Annotated in this window: 13 protein-coding genes; 11 read left to right on the top strand and 2 right to left on the bottom strand. The window is 63.5% G+C overall.

Annotated elements, in window-relative coordinates:
* Positions 1–19: 19 nt before the first annotated feature.
* From pal to LOM8899_RS03590, 9 genes are all read left to right on the top strand, one after another.
* On the top strand, positions 20–547 hold the full coding sequence (pal, locus tag LOM8899_RS03630; RefSeq protein ID WP_093990764.1) for a peptidoglycan-associated lipoprotein Pal: 528 nt from the start codon (positions 20–22) through the stop codon (positions 545–547).
* 16 nt (positions 548–563) lie between these two features.
* On the top strand, positions 564–1,394 hold the full coding sequence (gene ybgF / locus LOM8899_RS03625; RefSeq protein WP_093990763.1) for a tol-pal system protein YbgF: 831 nt from the start codon (positions 564–566) through the stop codon (positions 1,392–1,394).
* Positions 1,385–2,647 carry a tRNA lysidine(34) synthetase TilS gene (tilS, locus tag LOM8899_RS03620; protein ID WP_245820419.1) on the top strand — a complete coding sequence of 421 codons (1,263 nt, stop codon included), beginning with the start codon at positions 1,385–1,387 and terminating at the stop codon, positions 2,645–2,647. Before ybgF ends, tilS begins: the two co-directional genes overlap by 10 nt.
* An 87-nt stretch (positions 2,648–2,734) precedes the next feature.
* Positions 2,735–4,654 (top strand): ATP-dependent zinc metalloprotease FtsH, encoded by a 1,920-nt coding sequence (gene ftsH / locus LOM8899_RS03615; protein WP_093991399.1) that lies wholly within the window; start codon positions 2,735–2,737, stop codon positions 4,652–4,654.
* Between the two features lie 108 nt (positions 4,655–4,762).
* Positions 4,763–5,260 carry a hypothetical protein gene (locus LOM8899_RS03610; protein WP_133064971.1) on the top strand — a complete coding sequence of 166 codons (498 nt, stop codon included), beginning with the start codon at positions 4,763–4,765 and terminating at the stop codon, positions 5,258–5,260.
* A 51-nt stretch (positions 5,261–5,311) separates the two neighbouring features.
* A complete protein-coding gene (locus tag LOM8899_RS03605; RefSeq protein ID WP_093990761.1) occupies positions 5,312–5,908 on the top strand; it encodes an MOSC domain-containing protein in 597 nt (198 codons plus the stop codon).
* Between the two features lie 139 nt (positions 5,909–6,047).
* Positions 6,048–7,724 (top strand): formate--tetrahydrofolate ligase, encoded by a 1,677-nt coding sequence (locus tag LOM8899_RS03600; RefSeq protein ID WP_093991398.1) that lies wholly within the window; start codon positions 6,048–6,050, stop codon positions 7,722–7,724.
* A 35-nt stretch (positions 7,725–7,759) separates the two neighbouring features.
* Positions 7,760–8,653 carry a bifunctional methylenetetrahydrofolate dehydrogenase/methenyltetrahydrofolate cyclohydrolase FolD gene (gene folD, locus LOM8899_RS03595; RefSeq protein WP_093990760.1) on the top strand — a complete coding sequence of 298 codons (894 nt, stop codon included), beginning with the start codon at positions 7,760–7,762 and terminating at the stop codon, positions 8,651–8,653.
* Positions 8,654–8,806: 153 nt separating this feature from the next.
* The gene (locus LOM8899_RS03590; RefSeq protein WP_168770460.1) at positions 8,807–9,598 is read left to right on the top strand and encodes a LytTR family DNA-binding domain-containing protein; all 792 of its coding nucleotides are present in this window, start codon (positions 8,807–8,809) and stop codon (positions 9,596–9,598) included.
* Here LOM8899_RS03590 and pdeM read toward each other — a convergent pair.
* Entirely contained in the window at positions 9,525–10,229 is a 705-nt protein-coding gene (gene pdeM, locus LOM8899_RS03585; RefSeq protein ID WP_093990758.1) for a ligase-associated DNA damage response endonuclease PdeM, read from the bottom strand. The two genes, LOM8899_RS03590 and pdeM, sit on opposite strands and share 74 nt — an antisense overlap.
* 117 nt (positions 10,230–10,346) lie before the next feature.
* Between pdeM and LOM8899_RS03580 the strand changes: the two genes are divergently transcribed.
* Positions 10,347–11,300, top strand: coding sequence for an FkbM family methyltransferase (locus LOM8899_RS03580; protein ID WP_093990757.1), 954 nt, complete (start codon positions 10,347–10,349; stop codon positions 11,298–11,300).
* On the opposite strand, the gene LOM8899_RS03575 is transcribed toward LOM8899_RS03580, so the two are convergent.
* Positions 11,297–13,705 carry a ligase-associated DNA damage response DEXH box helicase gene (locus LOM8899_RS03575; protein WP_093990756.1) on the bottom strand — a complete coding sequence of 803 codons (2,409 nt, stop codon included), beginning with the start codon at positions 13,703–13,705 and terminating at the stop codon, positions 11,297–11,299. The genes LOM8899_RS03580 and LOM8899_RS03575 overlap by 4 nt on opposite strands.
* 162 nt (positions 13,706–13,867) lie before the next feature.
* Between LOM8899_RS03575 and LOM8899_RS03570 the strand changes: the two genes are divergently transcribed.
* Positions 13,868–14,431, top strand: coding sequence for an ankyrin repeat domain-containing protein (locus LOM8899_RS03570; RefSeq protein ID WP_093990755.1), 564 nt, complete (start codon positions 13,868–13,870; stop codon positions 14,429–14,431).
* The last annotated feature ends 100 nt before the right edge of the window (positions 14,432–14,531 follow it).

Here is a 14,531-nt window from a genome sequence, read left to right as displayed (position 1 = left end):
GACAATCAAGGGCGAACCCATGACCAGACTCTTTACAGCCGCGGTGTTGATCGCAGCGATGGGCCTTTCGGCCTGCACCAACCCGGACCGATTTGGCGCCGGGGGCGTCGACCCCAATGCCGGCCTGCCGCCGTCGTCGGCGGTCGATCAGTCGGCTCTTGGCGGTGCAAACGATCCCACGAGCGCCGCCTATTTCAGCCAGACCGTTGGCGACCGGGTTCTATTTCAGGTCGATCAGTTCACCCTGACGCCGCAGGGCATGGCGACGCTGGACGGTCAGGCCCAGTGGTTGATCACCAACACCGACTATCTCGCCGTGATCGAGGGCCATGCCGACGAGCAGGGCACCCGCGAATACAACGTCGCTCTGGGCGGTCGTCGCGCCAATTCGGTGCGTGATTACCTGATCAGCCGTGGTGTTCCGGCCAGTCGTCTGCGCACTGTCAGCTATGGCAAGGAACGCCCGGTCGCTGTGTGTTCGGACGAATCCTGCTATTCTCAGAATCGTCGGGCCGTGACGATCATTTCGATCGGCTCGTTGAGCTAAGCCTTTGGGGGGCTGCATGATGGTGGGACGAAACGCGCTTTTGGCGGTGGTGGCGATGGTTGGCCTTTTGGCCGGCCCTGCTGCCGCGCAGGATCAGAGCCTTGCTGACATCCGTCAGAAGCTGTCGATCCTCTATGTCGAGATTCAATCCCTGCGCAACGAGTTGAACACCTCCGGGCTGGCGACGACCAGCATTTCGGGCAACTCGTCGCTGGAGCGCCTCGACGCCATTGAGGCCGAATTGCAGCGTTTGACCTCGAAGACTGAGGAGCTGGAGTTCCGCATCAACCGCATCACGGTCGATGGCACCAACCGCATCGGCGACCTCGAGTTCCGCCTGTGCGAGCTGGAGGAAGGCTGCGATATCGGCATGTTGGGCGACACCCCGTCGCTTGGCGGTGTCGACAGCGCCGCCGTCGTGCCGACCCCGCAGGACGCCCCTTCGACCGATGGTCCGCAGGTCGCCCTGAGCGAGCAGATTGACTTTGACGGTGCCCAGCAAAAGCTGGTCGACGGCGATTTTCAGGGCGCTGCCGACAGTTTCACCACTTTCGTGCAGGCCTATCCGGCTGGCCCGCTCACTTCGGAGGCCTACTACCTGCGCGGTCAGGCCCTTGAATCCTTGGGCGAGATGAGTGCCGCGGCACGGTCCTACCTCGACGGGTTCTCGGGCGATCCCGAAGGCCCGCTGGCGGCGGATGCCCTGTTCAAGCTCGGCACGTCGCTGGCCGCCTTGGGGCAGGTCTCCGACGCTTGCGTGACCTTGGCCGAAGTGCCGCTGCGCTTTCCGGGCAGCGAAGCGATGGTCGACGCGCAAAGCGCCATGCGGGAATTGGGGTGCAGCTAGACCAAGGCTGGTTGCTGGCGCAGGCCGAAGACGCCCCGCTGCTCCATGTCGTCGATACCGCCTTTCCCAGAACCCCGCCGGAGAAGATCGCGGTCGCCGTCTCGGGCGGGTCTGATTCCACCGCTCTCTTGCATCTGTTTGCCAGATGGGCGGCCCAGACCGGCCATGCGGTGCAGGCCGTCACCCTGAACCACGGTTTGCGCGCCGAAGCCGCCCGCGAGGCCGAGGCCGTCGCCCGCCTTTGCGCCGAACTGGCGGTGCCGCACACAGTCTTGCAGTGGGATGGCGCGGCGGCGAAGGGCAACATTCAGGCCGCCGCCCGCGAGGCCCGCTATCGCCTGATCGCCGATTGGGCGAAAGCGCAGGGCGTTGGAGGCGTCGCGTTGGGTCATACGCAGGACGACATCGCCGAGACCTTTCTGATCCGACTTTCCCGCAAGGCAGGGCTGGACGGTTTGGCCGCGATGCGCCCGCGGTTTGAACGCGATGGCGTCACTTGGGTGCGCCCGCTGTGGCAGCAGAGCCGCGCCGAATTGCGTGATTACCTGATCCGCAATGACGTGACTTGGGTCGACGACCCGAGCAACGAAGACCCCGCCTATGATCGCACCCGCGCCCGTGCTGCGCTGGCTGCGTTGGCCCCTTTGGGCATTGATGCCGAAGGGATCATGCACTCAGCCTTTGCACTGGGTCAGGCCCGCTCGGCGCTGGATTACTACACCCGGAGCGCGGTTGAGGCGCGGATCGAAATTGATCGCGGGGACGTGATTCTTGACTTGGCCGACCCCCACAGCTTGCCCGCTGAGATCGCGCGGCGGCTGAATGTCGCGGCTTTGAAATGGGTCGGTGGCAAGGACTATGGCCCGCGCTGGTCGACGCTGGCGCCGATGGGTTATGCCTTGTCCACCACAGGTAAATTCACGCTTTCGGGGTGTTTGGTCAGCCAAAAGGGCAGCGTGCGAAGGTTTACCCGCGAGCACCAGGCGGTGGCCAAGGTGACCGCGCCATTGGGGGCGGTCTGGGATGGCCGCTGGATCGTCGAGGGGCCGGGCGATTACGAGGTGCGGGCGCTGGGCGAGGCGGTTTCGCAGTGCCCGGAATGGCGCGACAGCGGTCTGCCGCGCCAATCGCTGCTGGCCTCGCCGGCTGTCTGGCAGGGAGACACGCTGATCGCCGCGCCGCTGGCGGGCCTTAACCCCGCGTTTTCCGCGCGGATTGTCGCGGAGTTCCAAGACTCATGGGATTCGCATTGAAGATTGGATTGTAATCTCTACATTACATTCAACCCTCGTGGCGCTATGACGCGCTTCGAGCACTTTTCTGTTTCAAAGGAGATCACCTTGGGCAACGCGCGAAATATCGCCTTTTGGGTTGTGCTGTTCCTCCTTGTTCTGGCCTTGTTCAATCTGTTCAACGGCAATCAGAGCACGCTGCAAACGAACACCCGAAGCTATTCCGATTTTGTCGCGGCCGTGGAATCAGGCGCCGTGGCGCAGGTTACCCTCGACGGCGAGCAGGTGCGCTATCGCGGCACCGATGGCCGTGACTACGTCACCATCAAGCCGCAGGACGCCGAAGTCACCAGCCTGTTGATTGCAGAGGATATTCCGGTGTCTGCCCGCTCGCAGGAGCAGTCCGGTCTGACGACGTTCCTGATGAGCCTGCTGCCGTTCCTGCTGCTGATCGGTGTCTGGATCTACTTCATGAACCGGATGCAGGGTGGCGGCAAAGGCGGGGCGATGGGCTTTGGCAAATCGCGCGCGAAGCTGCTGACCGAAAAGCATGGCCGCGTGACCTTTGACGACGTGGCCGGCATCGACGAGGCCAAGGAAGAGCTCGAAGAGATCGTCGAATTCCTGCGCAATCCGCAGAAATTCAGCCGTCTGGGCGGCAAGATCCCCAAAGGTGCGCTGCTTGTCGGCCCGCCCGGCACCGGTAAGACCCTCTTGGCCCGCGCCATTGCGGGTGAGGCTGGCGTGCCGTTCTTCACAATCTCCGGTTCTGATTTCGTCGAAATGTTTGTCGGTGTGGGTGCATCCCGTGTCCGCGACATGTTCGAGCAGGCCAAGAAGAACGCTCCCTGCATCGTGTTCATCGACGAGATCGACGCTGTCGGTCGGTCGCGTGGCGTCGGCTATGGCGGCGGCAATGACGAGCGTGAGCAGACGTTGAACCAGTTGCTTGTCGAGATGGACGGTTTCGAGGCCAACGAAGGCATCATCATCGTGGCTGCCACCAACCGTCCTGACGTGCTGGACCCTGCGCTGCTGCGCCCCGGTCGCTTTGACCGTCAGGTGACCGTGCCGAACCCGGACATCAAGGGCCGCGAGAAGATCCTCGGTGTGCACGCCCGCAAGGTGCCGCTTGGCCCCGATGTGGACCTGCGCATTATCGCCCGTGGCTGCCCCGGCTTTTCGGGTGCCGATCTGGCCAACCTCGTGAACGAAGCCGCCCTGACCGCCGCCCGTGTGGGCCGCCGGTTCGTGACGATGATCGATTTCGAGAACGCCAAGGACAAGGTCATGATGGGTGCCGAGCGCCGGTCGATGGTGATGTCCGAGGACGAAAAGAAGCTGACCGCTTATCACGAAGCCGGTCACGCCATCGTCGGCCTGAACGTGCCGGAGCATGATCCGATCCACAAGGCGACGATCATCCCGCGCGGTCGTGCGCTGGGTCTGGTCCTGTCGCTGCCCGAGCGGGATCAGTTGAGCGTGTCCTTCACCAAGTACAAGTCCAAGATCGCCATGGCGATGGGCGGCAAGGTGGCGGAAGAGCTGATCTTTGGACCCGAGAACGTGACCTCGGGGGCCACCTCTGACATTCAGCAGGTGACAAAGATCGCCCGTGCGATGGTGACCCAGTTCGGCATGTCCGAGAAGATCGGCCATATCGACTATGCCAACGAGCAGCAGAGCCATCTGGGCGCGTATTCGGGCGGCACCAGCCATTCGGCCGAGACCCAGAAGCTGATCGACGAAGAGGTTCGCCGCATCATCGACGAGGGCTATGACACCGCCAAGCGCATCCTCACCGAGAAGGCCGACGATCTTGAGCGTCTGGCCCAGGGCTTGCTGGAATACGAGACCCTGACCGGCAATGAGATCGGCAAGGTCATCGCGGGTGAGCCGCTCAACCGTGGCGACGACAACGACGACGTCACGCCGCAGGGCCCCGGTGCCTCTGTCACCGCGATCCCCAAGACCAAGGGGCGCAAGAAGTCGGACGATGCCGGCCCCGAGCCAGAGCCGATTGCCTGACTACGACCGTTATCGGATCAAAGCCCCGGCCTTCGCGCCGGGGCTTTTTCGTTTGAGCGCGGCCGTTGCCGTCCTATGCTGCACCAACCGCGCAACACAGGTGGCCCGATGACGCTGAGTGAATTCACCCCGATTGCCGATCTGCTGGCGGCGATGGCCGTGATCCTGACCGTGGCCTTTCTGGCCTATGAGATCCGCGCCAGCCGCAAGCAGGCGGAGCTGTCGAACTGGCGTGAGCTGTTGCAGACTTTGGTCGATTTCAAGTCCTCGACCAACGATCTGGTCTTTGCCGACCTCGTCGAGCGCGGTCATCAGGATTATGCGGCGCTGACCCCGGCCGAGCGCCGCGCCTTTGGCCTGCATCTGGAGCAGGGCGTTCACATCTATGGAAACTTCTTGAAGCATAACAATGATTTGCCCAAGAAGCTGGTTGGCCTGGACGATGCCTGCGCCAACATGTTTCACGATCTGCTGACCACGCCCGGCGGTGCCCAATGGTGGGCGGAGACCCGATCCGCGGGCCGGTTCATGCCCGCGACCTATGCCGTGATCGACGAGATCCTCCGCAAGGGCCGCCGCCCGACGGCGCCGCCGCTTCCGGGTTGAGATTTCCGTGCTTGGGTGCTTTGTCTGGCCCGACCGCACAGGAGATTGCCGATGCCCGCCTTGGAGCCCACCGACGTTATTGGCACGATCACATGGCTGGGCCATGTGCCGCACCGCAAAGTGGAAAACTATGTCGACGGTGCGCCGCTGACCGAGATGCCGCTCAGCTTTGCGGGGCTGGAGGGCGAGGTCCATGCCGGGTTAACCCGCCCGTCGTGCAGCCGTGTCCTCAAGCAATACAAGCGCAACACCGAGATCCGCAACGTCCGCCAGTTGAGCATCGTCAGCGCCGAGGAACTGGCCGAGATTGCCGCGGACCTCGGCCTTGAGGCGATCGACCCGGTGTGGATGGGGGCCAGCGTGGTGATCGAGGGCATCCCCGATTTCACGCATATCCCGCCGTCGTCCCGGCTTCAGGCCGAAGGCGGCTGCACCCTGACCGTCGATATGCTGAACATGCCCTGCCAGCTTCCTGCTCGGACGATCGAAACCGCCCGCCCCGGGCATGGCAAACGCTTCAAGACTGCCGCCAAGGGTAAGCGCGGGGTGACCGCATGGGTCGAGCGCGAAGGGGTGCTGCGCCTTGGTGCGACCGTCCGCCTGCACGTTCCCACACAGCGGCCGTGGCGTGCGCCTGTCGCCGGTTGACCCCTCGTCGGGCCGATAAATCCCGCCTGCGCCGATTCCGGGGCCGGAAATGTCGGTAAAGCGGTTCGCCGCCGCGCCGCGCCAACGTAAAACCCAAGTCAGGGACCGGGCCATGTCGCGCCCGGAGGAGGAGCCTTTGATGACATACAAGACCGATATCGAGATTGCCCGCGACGCCCAGAAACGCCCGATTCAGGAGATCGGTGCGAAACTTGGTATCGGTGCAGAGGATTTGCTGCCCTACGGCCACGACAAGGCCAAGGTCAGCCAGAGCTTTATCAACTCTGTGCAGGACCGTCCGAACGGCAAGCTCGTCTTGGTCACCGCCATCAACCCGACCCCTGCGGGCGAGGGCAAGACGACCACGACCGTCGGTCTGGGCGACGGGCTGAACCGCATCGGCAAGAAGGCGGCGATCTGTATCCGCGAGGCCAGCCTTGGCCCGAACTTCGGCATGAAGGGCGGGGCCGCGGGGGGCGGCTTGGCTCAGGTGGTGCCGATGGAGGATATGAACCTGCATTTTACCGGCGATTTCCATGCCATCACGAGTGCTCATAACCTACTGTCGGCAATGATCGACAACCATATCTATTGGGGCAACGAGCTGGAGATCGACATTCGTCGCATCGTATGGCGCCGTGTTCTCGATATGAACGACCGGGCGCTTCGCCAGATCACCGCGTCGCTAGGTGGCGTTGCCAACGGATTTCCGCGCGAGACCGGGTTTGACATCACCGTCGCCTCCGAGGTGATGGCGATCCTCTGTCTGGCCCGTGATCTGGCCGATTTGCAGGAGCGGTTGGGCAATATGATCGTGGCCTATCGCCGCGACCGCTCGCCCGTTTTTTGCCGCGATATCAAGGCCGATGGCGCGATGACGGTGCTCCTCAAGGATGCGATGCAGCCGAACCTCGTGCAGACGCTGGAGAACAACCCCGCCTTCGTGCATGGCGGCCCGTTCGCCAACATCGCCCATGGCTGCAACTCCGTCACCGCGACCACGACCGCCCTGAAGATCGCCGACTACGTGGTGACAGAGGCCGGTTTTGGGGCCGATCTGGGTGCCGAGAAGTTCATGAACATCAAGTGCCGCAAGGCCGGCCTCGCCCCGGATGCGGTTGTCCTTGTGGCCACGGTCCGCGCCATGAAGATGAACGGCGGCGTGGCCAAGGCCGATCTGGGCGAGGAGAACGTCGCCGCTGTGGAGGCCGGTTGCCCGAACCTTGGCCGCCATCTGGCCAACCTCAAGAGCTTTGGCGTGCCGGTCGTCGTCGCCATCAACCATTTCGTCACCGACACGGAGGCCGAGGTGAAGGCGGTGCAGGACTATATCGCCGCGCAGGGGGCCGAGGCGATCGAGTGCCGCCACTGGGCGATGGGCTCCGAAGGGATCGAGGATTTGGCCCGCAAGGTCGTGGAACTGGCCGAGGGTGGCACTTCTGCCTTTGCGCCGCTCTATCCCGACGACATGCCCTTGATGAAGAAGGTCGAAACCATCGCCAAGCGCATCTACCACGCGGACGCGGTGTTGGCCGACAAGTCGGTCCGCAACCAGCTTGCCGCCTGGGAAGAGCAGGGCTATGGCCATCTGCCGATCTGCATGGCCAAGACCCAGTATTCGTTCTCGACCGATCCCAACCTGCGCGGCGCTCCGACCGGCCATTCGGTGCCGATCCGCGAGGTTCGATTGTCCGCCGGTGCCGGATTTGTCGTGGTGATCTGCGGAGAGATCATGACAATGCCCGGACTTCCGCGTATTCCGTCCGCGGAATCGATCCGGCTGAACGACGACGGCCAGATCGAAGGGTTGTTCTGACCCTGCACGGAGCGCCTGAGAACAAGGAGACGACCATGACCGCCACGCTTATCGACGGCAAGGCCTTTGCCGCGGGCATCCGTGCTCGGGTGGCCGATCACGTGACCCGCATCCGCGAAGAGGCCGGGGTGACCCCCGGTCTGGCCGTGGTGCTGGTGGGCGAGGATCCGGCCAGTCAGGTCTATGTCCGCTCCAAGGGCAAACAGACCGTCGAGGTGGGCATGGCATCGTTCGAGCACAAGCTCGACGCCGAGACCGACGAGGCGACGTTGCTCGACCTCATTGCCCGGCTGAACGCCGATCCTGCCGTTCACGGCATCTTGGTCCAACTGCCTCTGCCGCCGCATCTGGACAGCGATCTGGTGATCAACAGCATCGACCCGGCCAAGGATGTGGACGGGTTTCATATCTCGAACGTCGGTCTGCTTGGCACCGGCCAGAAGGCCATGGTCCCCTGCACTCCGCTGGGCAGCCTGATGATGCTGCGCGATCATCACGGCAGCCTGTCGGGGATGAATGCCGTCGTGATTGGCCGGTCCAACATCGTGGGCAAGCCGATGGCGATGCTTCTCCTGGGCGATAGCTGCACGGTGACTGTCGCGCACAGCCGCACCAAGGATCTGCCCGCTGTCGTCCGCCGGGCCGATATCGTCGTCGCCGCCGTCGGCCGCCCCGAAATGGTGCAGGGCGACTGGATCAAGCCGGGTGCGACCGTCATCGACGTGGGCATCAACCGCATCCCCGCAGAGGGCGGCAAGACCCGCCTTGTCGGCGACGTGCATTTCGACAGCGCGGTGCAGGTGGCGGGGGCCATCACCCCGGTGCCGGGTGGCGTCGGCCCGATGACGATCGCCTGCCTTCTGGCCAATACGCTGACCGCCTGCTGCCGCGCACATGGCCTTGTCGAGCCCGAGGGTCTGACCGCCTAGACCCGCAAAACACGCCGTTTCCCGATGGAAATGGGGAGTTTTGGGTATGGTTTCCCCTACCTTCGCAACGTCATAAGGTTTCATGCTTGTTTTGACGGTGCTTTGGGGTCAACCTCCTTTCGATGCCGGAAAAAGAGACAAGGGTGGGAAAAGTTGGCAGGACTACGTGACGAATTTCTAGTGCTTCTGAGAGCACCGGTTGCTCCTTGGATCTGGTTCGTTTCGTCTGTCCTGACCGTTGTGGCTGGCCCTTTCGGCACCTACGATTCCATGGCTCTGCCGATCCGCGTCTTGTTCTGGCCGAGCACGATCGCGGTGGCTCTCGTGGTGGCCTACGGCTTGTGCGCGATGCTTTTCGCGCTGGCGCCGAAGCTGAACCATTGGCTTCATGACGGGATCATTTCCGTCCTGTTCTCGCTGCTGTTTACCCCGGTCGTGTCGATCGCGCTGACGATGTCGACGTCCAACACATTGCCGTTTCCAAACCTGTTGATCGAAGTGTTTTCGATCACGGCCTGCATTGCACTGCTGCAACGGGTGATCAAGATCAACTGGCCCAGCATGGCCAATGCCGATCAGCCTGCCGTGGTCGAAGAGCCAGCCGAGCCGCGCCTGCTCCGCCGTCTGGAGGGCGTGACCGCCAAGGACATTTTGCGCATGACGGTGCAGGATCACTATGTCGAGGTCGTTATGCTCGGCAAGCCGAGCCAACGCATCCTGATGCGCTTTGGCGACGCGGTCGAAGAGGCAGAGGAACTGGACGGATTTTGCGTGCACCGTTCGCATTGGGTCGTCCGCTCGTCGATCCTTGGCGTCGTGACGGAGAACGGCCGCGAGATGGTCGAGATGATCGACGGCAGCCGCGTCCCTGTCAGCCGAACTTACCGGCCAAACCTGATCGCCGCGGGCCTGATCTCCGCAGAGAAGAAGCAGGTAGCGGGCTGAGGATCGCCCGTTTGCCGGTGAGCACGGCATAGGCGCGCGCATCGAACAGCCCCCGCAGCGTCGGATCGAGCGCCGACATGCCCCCGGTATAGGCCCCGTAGGCGGGCAGGATGCACCGCGCACCATCAAACACGAAGCACCGTCGCGCTGGCCCCGCCAGCGAAAGTTTCGGATGGTAGTGCCCCGAGATCTCGCCTTGCGGATCGGCGGTCGCGATATGCCGGTAGGTGAGCCCGTCCACGGTGATTTCGGCCAGATGGCTGCCGCCCAGATCGACGGGGCCGGGATCGTGGTTGCCCTCGATCCAGATCCAGCGTCGGCCGGCCTGAAGCTGGAGCAGCAAGGTCCGGCAATCTTCTTCCAGCGCCTCGGCCCCGGCCAGATCGTCGAAGCTGTCCCCGAGGCAGATCACGCTATGCGCCTTTGTCGCCTCGATATCCGCCGCCAGCCTGTCGAGCGTGGCCCGGTTCTCGTAGGGCGGCAGCATCGGCCCCGCCGTGCGCGCGACCCGTTCTGACCGGCACAGGTGCAGATCGGAGACGCAGAGCAGGCCGGCGCTCCGATCCCAGAGCGCCCCGGAGGGCAGGGCGGTCAGCATGGCGCCGCAGAGGGGGAAATCAACGCTGTTCATGCTGTGTTCTTACCGGCCTTTGTGCCGACGTGAAAGCGCCATGGCGCCTTGGCCGTGCATGGCGACGCTGGCCAATGCCTTGATGCTCCGCTAGGACTCGACTGGGATCGTCAGGGGATGTCTGTGTCTAGCCCGGAGAACATCTTTCGCCAGTTCGGCGTCACGCAGGATCTGCTGGGTCGCAACGGTGTCGATCTTGCGGCGGGCCATGAACAGGGCCGGGCCAAGCGCGCCCGAATCCTGCAATCCCTCAAGCGAATCGCGCCGCGCCCCTGCGGCGTCGAGCTGGTCCGTATCGGTCCGGCGGACGACGGCGGCTATCTGGTTCCGGACGATCTGGACGGGATCGAAGCCTGCTTTTCCCCCGGCTGCGACAATTTCAAGGATTTCGAGGATCAGTTGGTCCGCGATCACGGAATCAAGACGTTCATCTGTGACAACTCTTCGGATATCGGCTCCTTTCGCACGCCTCTGATCGAGGGAATGCAGAGCTTTGAAAAGAAGTGGCTGGATGTCGCGCCGGCGGAGGATGCCATCGTTCTGGACGATTGGGTCCGCGAGAATACCGCGCCCGACACCGATCTGATCCTGCAGATGGACATCGAGGGTGCGGAATATCGCAACCTGATGAATGCCAGCCCGGAGACGCTGCGCCGGTTTCGCATCATCGTCATCGAGATCCATTGTCTGCATCTGCTGCCTGACTTTGCGTTTCTGGATGCCGTTTTCGATCCCGCCATGGCGAAGCTCGAACAGGATTTCACCTGCGTGCACATCCATCCCAACAATTTCCGCACCGAAGAGATGATCGTGTCGAACCTGCTGATCTCGCGGGTCATGGAGCTGACATTTCTGCGCAAGGATCGTGTCCGTGAGGCGCAGTTGCCCCTCGTGCTTCCGCATCCTCTGGACCGGGTCAACGTGCCGGACTATCCGCCTGTGGCGCTCGCCCCGGTCTTTCTGGCCCATGCGGACCGCGACGCCTCGCATGTGCAGCGCCTGCGCCACGAGATCGCGTGGCACCATGCCAGACTGCACGAGTTGGAAGCGCAGCTTGCCGCGCTGGACTAGGCTCCTCCGTCGTCCAGCCCCGCCTCTTGCATCAGCTTGGCCGCTGTCTCCGCGACGATCCTGTCCCGGCCCTCGCCGGCAATCGGCACCCGCCCGACCTCGAGCAGCATGGGCGCGGCCAGCGGCGTGACCCGGTCGAGCGTCACATGGTCGATCCGTCCCGCTGTCCGTGCGATCATCTCTTCGATCCTCCCGAAATCGACGAGCCCCTGAAGGGCTTCCTCGCGGGTGATCCGCATCATCAGGTGATCGGGATCGTACTTGTGCAGGGTGTCGTAGAGGATGTCGCTGGAAAACGTGGCCTGCCGCCCGGTCTTCTTGCCCTGTGGCTGGTTGCGCTCGATCAGCCCGGCGATGTTGGCGACGGTCCGAAAGGTCTTTTTCATCACCGCGTTGCCGGACAGCCATGTCTCGAACCCGTCGCGCAGGTTCTCGCCGGTAAACAGCGGCGTCGGGTCGTCCACCCGTTCCAGCCCCCAGACCAGCGTGGCGTAGTCCGTGGCGACAAAGCCCAGCGGGCTCAGCCCCAGATCCTCCATCCGTTTGGTGACGAGCAGCCCCAGCGTTTGCTGGGCATTCCGTCCGGCAAAGCCGTAGAAGCAGGTGTGCTCGCGCCCATCGAAGGGGAAGGATTCCACGAGGATCCTGTCTGCTTCGGGCATCCGGCTGACCTCGCGTTGCAGCGCCAGCCAATCGGCGGTGTGCTGCGGCAATTCGGGCCACGTATCTTGCTGAAACATCCGCAGGATCCGCGCCTGAAGCTGGGTCGAGGTGGCGAATTTGGTGCCCATGAAGGTGGCGATCTTGGGCTTTTTGTCCGCCCGGCGGCTGACCTCGACGGTCATCTCGCGCAAACCCTCGTAGCGCACCACCTGCCCGCCGATCAGGAAGGTGTCGCCGGGCGTCAGCGTGGCGGCAAAGCTCTCTTCGATCTCGCCCAGCGGTTTGAAGCTGCCCTTGAACCGCACCTTGAGCGTGTCAGTGTCCTGAATCGTCCCGATGTTCATGCGGATCCGCAGCGCCGAGCGCGGGTCGCGCAGGTGCCAGAGCCCATCGGTTTCCTTGAGCCGTTGCCAACGGTCGTAGGCCCGGAGCGCATAGCCGCCGGTGGCGCAGAACTCGAGGCAGTCGTCGAAGGCGGCGCGCGACAGGTCGGAGTAGGCACCGACGGTTTTGACTTCGCGGAACAGCTCCGTGGCGTAGAACGGTCCGGCGCAGGCCCGGATCAGAATGTGCTGGCAGAGCACGTCACGGGGGCCGGGGCCGCGTGGGTCTCCGTCGAGGTCATGCTCGCGGGCCGCCTCCAGGGCGGCGACGCATTCGACGATCTCGAACCGGTTGGCGGGCACCAGCAGCGCCTTGGAGGGCGCGTTGTAGCGGTGGTTGGCCCGCCCGATCCGCTGGATCAGCCGCTTGACGTTTTTCGGAGCGCCGATCTGGATCACCAGATCGACGTCGCCCCAGTCGATGCCGAGATCGAGCGAGCCGGTGCAGACGATGGCCCGCAGGTGCCCGGCGACCATCGCGGATTCCACCTTGGCCCGCTGTTCCCGGTCGAGGCTGCCGTGGTGGATGCCGATCGGCAGATCGTCGGTATTGGCGAGCCAGAGGTTGTGAAAGAAGATCTCGGCCTGCGCGCGGGTGTTGTGAAAGATCAGCGTCGTCTTGTGCCGTTTGACCTGCTCGAGCACGGCGGGGATCGCGTAGGCCGCACCGCCGCCGGCCCAGGGCGGAAGCTCTTCGGTCGTCAGCATCGAGATATCCGGGTTCGGCCCCGGATCGGCGTGCAGGATCTCGCAAGCGTCGGGGTGCCGTGCCAGTTGCCGGGCGATGGCGTCCGGGTCTTCGACGGTGGCCGACAGCCCGACGCGGCGCAGGCCGGGGGCCATCGCCTGCAGCCGCGACAGGGCGAGCATCAGTTGATCGCCCCGCTTGCTCTCTGACAATGCGTGGATTTCGTCGATGATCACCCGGCTGAGCCCTGCGAACATCCGCGGGGCGTCTTCGTAGCTGGTGAGCAGGGCGAGGCTTTCGGGCGTCGTCAGCAGGATGTGGGGCGGATCGGCCCTTTGGCGCCGCTTCTTTGTGTAGGAGGTGTCTCCGGTTCGGTCTTCGATCCTAATGGGCAGCCCCATTTCGGTGACGGGGGTCGTCAGGTTGCGCTTTATGTCGGCCGCGAGCGCCTTGAGCGGGCTGACGTAGAGCGTGTGCAGCCCTTGGTGCGTGCCATCGGCCAGTTCGGCGAGGCTGGGCAGGAAGCCCGCCAGCGTCTTGCCCCCGCCGGTGGGGGCGATGAGCAGCAGGGCAGGGGCGTCGGCCCGGTCGAGCATCGCCTGCTGGTGCGGGTGGAGCGCCCATCCGCGGGAGGTGAACCAGTCGTGAAAGGCGGGGGGCAGGGCGGTCATGGCCTATAGGTGGCAGTGCACGCAGCGGCGTCAAGGTAAGTTGGGTTTAAACCCACCTTACACGTAGGGTGGATTTTGACCCACCTTACGTGACGGCGACGTGGAATTGACGGATTGGCCTGTTCTTGTAGAGTCCGGGACAGCTTGGTGCGGAGGTGGCGAATGGATATCGAAAAACAGCCGCATGTCGACTTCTTTTATCTGGTGCATGACTCGATGACGGAGGGCGATATTGCGATGTTGGAATTGATCGCCACAGAGAACCCGCCGTTTCCGTTGGGGCTCGACGATTTACTCAGCCGCCAATGGCTGACCAATGCGATCCACACCTGCAATCTCGACACGATTGCGTGGGTCCTGAGCAAGGGGCCGGACGTCAACTATCAGGACGGTGAGGGATATATCCCGCTGAAATCCGCGCTTGAGGTGGAGACAGAGTCGCTGCCGTTGAAGGTGAACAAGTCGGATCTGACGATTGCGATCATTGATCTGTTGCTCGCGGCGGGCGCGCGGATAAATCAGCGGATGACTTTGGATGAGACAGTTTTGCATGCGGCTGTTTTTCGGTCGTCTCCGAAGGTCATTGCCCATCTTTTGGCGTGTGGGGCCGATCCGCATGCGGAGGATGCGGAGCATATATCCGGGAAGCCTATTGATTTGGTGCGGTATGCGCGGGCGCCAAAAGAGGTCGAGGCACTTTTGAAAGAGGCCATGAGGCGGCGGTAGGGATTGGTTGGGGATGACCTCGGCCGGGTGCCGGCCGCAATTGGCCCGAAGAGGGCCAATCGCTTTCCCGCACTGTCGCTAAATCGCCTTGCGATTTCGC

The organism is Flavimaricola marinus, from assembly GCF_900184895.1.
In the GTDB taxonomy this organism is placed as follows: domain Bacteria; phylum Pseudomonadota; class Alphaproteobacteria; order Rhodobacterales; family Rhodobacteraceae; genus Flavimaricola; species Flavimaricola marinus.
This window is presented reverse-complemented; position numbering and strand designations above follow the sequence as displayed.

Bases quoted from the DNA above. Each gene is read 5' to 3' on its own strand.
- pal (WP_093990764.1), top strand. From the start codon at position 20: ATGACCAGACTCTTTACAGCCGCGGTGTTGATCGCAGCGATGGGCCTT.
- ybgF (WP_093990763.1), top strand. From the start codon at position 564: ATGATGGTGGGACGAAACGCGCTTTTGGCGGTGGTGGCGATGGTTGGC.
- LOM8899_RS03610 (WP_133064971.1), top strand. From the start codon at position 4,763: ATGACGCTGAGTGAATTCACCCCGATTGCCGATCTGCTGGCGGCGATG.
- LOM8899_RS03605 (WP_093990761.1), top strand. From the start codon at position 5,312: ATGCCCGCCTTGGAGCCCACCGACGTTATTGGCACGATCACATGGCTG.
- LOM8899_RS03600 (WP_093991398.1), top strand. From the start codon at position 6,048: ATGACATACAAGACCGATATCGAGATTGCCCGCGACGCCCAGAAACGC.
- folD (WP_093990760.1), top strand. From the start codon at position 7,760: ATGACCGCCACGCTTATCGACGGCAAGGCCTTTGCCGCGGGCATCCGT.
- pdeM (WP_093990758.1), bottom strand. From the start codon at position 10,229: ATGAACAGCGTTGATTTCCCCCTCTGCGGCGCCATGCTGACCGCCCTG.
- LOM8899_RS03580 (WP_093990757.1), top strand. From the start codon at position 10,347: ATGTCTGTGTCTAGCCCGGAGAACATCTTTCGCCAGTTCGGCGTCACG.
- LOM8899_RS03575 (WP_093990756.1), bottom strand. From the start codon at position 13,705: ATGACCGCCCTGCCCCCCGCCTTTCACGACTGGTTCACCTCCCGCGGA.
- LOM8899_RS03570 (WP_093990755.1), top strand. From the start codon at position 13,868: ATGGATATCGAAAAACAGCCGCATGTCGACTTCTTTTATCTGGTGCAT.